Origin of the sequence: Rhodococcus sp. NPDC056960, from assembly GCF_042674125.1 — a bacterium.
GTDB lineage: Bacteria > Actinomycetota > Actinomycetes > Mycobacteriales > Mycobacteriaceae > Rhodococcus_F.
Map to the genome: position 1 here is coordinate 1 of NZ_JBHURF010000084.1, position 2,618 is coordinate 2,618.

The 2,618-nt window shown below is 68.4% G+C and carries 2 protein-coding genes; both read right to left on the minus strand.

The annotated features are described in order from the left end of the window. Positions 1 to 100: 100 nt before the first annotated feature. Positions 101 to 871, minus strand: a complete 771-nt coding sequence (gene istB / locus ACFTWF_RS44985; protein WP_378467526.1) for an IS21-like element helper ATPase IstB — start codon at positions 869 to 871, stop codon at positions 101 to 103. Beyond that, complete coding sequence (istA, locus tag ACFTWF_RS44990) at positions 868 to 2,439, minus strand: IS21 family transposase (protein ID WP_378467527.1); 1,572 nt, start codon at positions 2,437 to 2,439, stop codon at positions 868 to 870. Before istA ends, istB begins: the two co-directional genes overlap by 4 nt. Between the last annotated feature and the right edge of the window lie 179 nt (positions 2,440 to 2,618).

Genomic DNA, 2,618 nt, shown 5'->3' on the forward strand with positions numbered 1-2,618 from the left:
TGTCAAGGGACATGGGGGCGTCCCGGTAGGCGGACAGGTGGTGTCCCTGTGCGCGGACAGCTGATCTCCCTGTCGGCGGTCAGCTGATCTCCCGCACCGGTCAGGTCAGGGGCATCACCCCGCGTCCGGCGGTGGCGTCCTTCAACCGCAGCGAGGTGCCTTCGGTGATCACGACATGCGCATGGTGCAGGAGTCGGTCTACCGCGGCGGTCGCGAGCGTTTTCGGCATGATCGTGTCGAACCCGGACGGGTGCAGGTTGCTGGTCACCACGACACTGCGCCGCTCATAAGCGGCGTCGACGAGGCGGTAGAACGCCTCGGCGGCGGCCTGACCGGACGGCAGCATCCCGATATCGTCGACGACGATCAACTCGGCGCGGGTGATCTTGGTGATGGTCTTGGTGATCGACCCGTCCACCGCGGCCCGCCCGATCGCGGCGGTCAACGATTCGAGGGTGAACCATGACACCCGCATCCCCGCGTCGATCACCGCATGCGCGAGCGCCTCGACGAAATGGGTCTTACCGGTCCCCGACGGTCCGCTGACCGCCAGGTTCTCGGCGCGCTGCACCCACTCCAACGTGACCAGGGCCTGCTGGGTGGGAGCTGGGATCGACGAATCCTGTTCCCGCCATGAGGAAAACGTCTTCCCGGCGGGGAGTCCGGCGGTTTTGCGGCGCATCGCCTTCGTCGCCTCGTCCCGACCGCGGACCTCCTCGTCGAGGAGGACCTTGAGGACCTCAGTCGGATCCCACCGCTGCGCTTTCGCCGTCGCCAGCACCTCCGGCGCGGCAGCCCGAAGATAGGGCAGGCGCATCCGTTTGAGGACGGCGAGGAGGTCGTCGGGCAGTGGTGGCGCGGTGGGGTTCACGAGCGTGCCTGCACACCGGTGCTGCCGAATCCGGCCCAGGCGGCGGTGCCGGGTTGAACCGAATGCTCCTCGTCGGCGACGACAACCCCGCCGGCTGTGGTGTCGGCGTGGTGCGCGACGATCGCCGGCAGATCCGCCTCGGCGAATCGGCCCGCTTCGGCTGCTCGCGACAACGCGGAGTCGACCATCTCGGCGCCGACGAATGCGGCCAACTCGACCGCGGCGGTCATCTTCGCCCGGATCCGGACCGTGCCGGCCGCCGACGCGGCGACCAACCAGGTGTGCGCGCCGGGCCCGAGGTCGAGGAACCGGGCTTCGGCCGCGGAGCGGGCCCTCGGGACCGGTGGTCGTGGTGCCCCACCCGGGTCTTGCGGATGGTCGGGGTAATGCGCCGGGTCGATCCGCGGGTTCCCTGGTGGCGAAAGTGGATGTCGCGCAACCTCACTCAAACCCTTCCTGTTCTCGGCCCAGTCCGGAGTCCGCGGCAGTGAGTCGAGGTCGGCGACGACGACCAGTTCGGTGCCGGCAGCGCGCACCCACACTTCGGCGCCGACCAGCCCCGGTGGCGTCGAATACCGCACCGACCCGAACCGGATCGTCTGATCGGTGCCGACGCTGCGGGTGGTGCCCAATGCCAGGGTGTGTGGGACGGTCGGCAGGGTGTGCAGCCGGGGCCGTTCCTCGGCCAGGGCCTCGTTCGGGATGCGGGCGCTTTCGCGGTGCCGACGGCCGTTGACCGTGGCGCAGAAGCGCTCGCACGCGGCCTCGAGGTCGGCGAACGAGGCGTAGTCCGGCAGCAGGTTCGCGTCGGTGGGCACCAGATCAGCCTTGGCGATCTTGACGGTTGCTTCGCTGCCGCCCTTCGATTCCGGGTCGAACGGCACACAGGTGTGCACGGCCATGCCGTAGTGGCGGGCGGTTTCGACGATCTGTGGATGACGTACCGCGATCCCGGCGACGTGGTCGATGCTGACCGTGCGCGGGTTGTCGGTCAACGCGTAGGTCGGCACCCCACCAAAGCGGCGCACCGTGGCATCGAGGCACGCGATCAACGTCGGCAATGTTTGATCCCACACCGGGATCACCACCCGGTAACGTGACCATGCCAGCCAGGCGCAGAACAGCAGCGTCGAGCGCAGGACTCCGCCCGGTCCGGGTACCTTCGGGCCCTCACCCCAGTCGAATTGCATCCACAGCCCGGGTTCGGTGATCCACGGTCGGTAGGTGCGGAGGTGCCCGGCCCGCCATGCGGCTTTGGCATCCGCGACGGCGCGTCGGGTGGTGCGTTCGGTGCCGTCGAAGCCTAGAGCGACGAGGCGTTCGTGGACGATGTCGGCGCGGACCCTGCCTTTGCTGCGCTCGACCCATTGCTCGATCTGGGGTAAATGCTCGTCGATGATGCGGGACCGCCGCGACGGGCCGGTCACCGGCATGCCGGCGTCGCGGGCGGTGACGTAACGCCGGACGGTTTTCGGATCGACCCCGGCCAGCTGCGCCGCGGAGTGCGCGGTCCCGGTGGTGTCGTAGGCCTCGAGAATTTCCATGATGTCCCTGTCAGACTTCTTCATGCGTCCCTCCGGTGGGGAGTCGCTCGTAGGTGGTCGAAGACCTCGAGCAAAACCCCGGAGGGGCGTCTGTGTCAGGACCGACACACCGCCGGCCCCATGTCCATCGACAGGGAGATCAGCTGTCCGTCAGCAGGGACGAACGTGTCCGTCTACAGGGAGGTTGGCATGTCCGCTAGCAG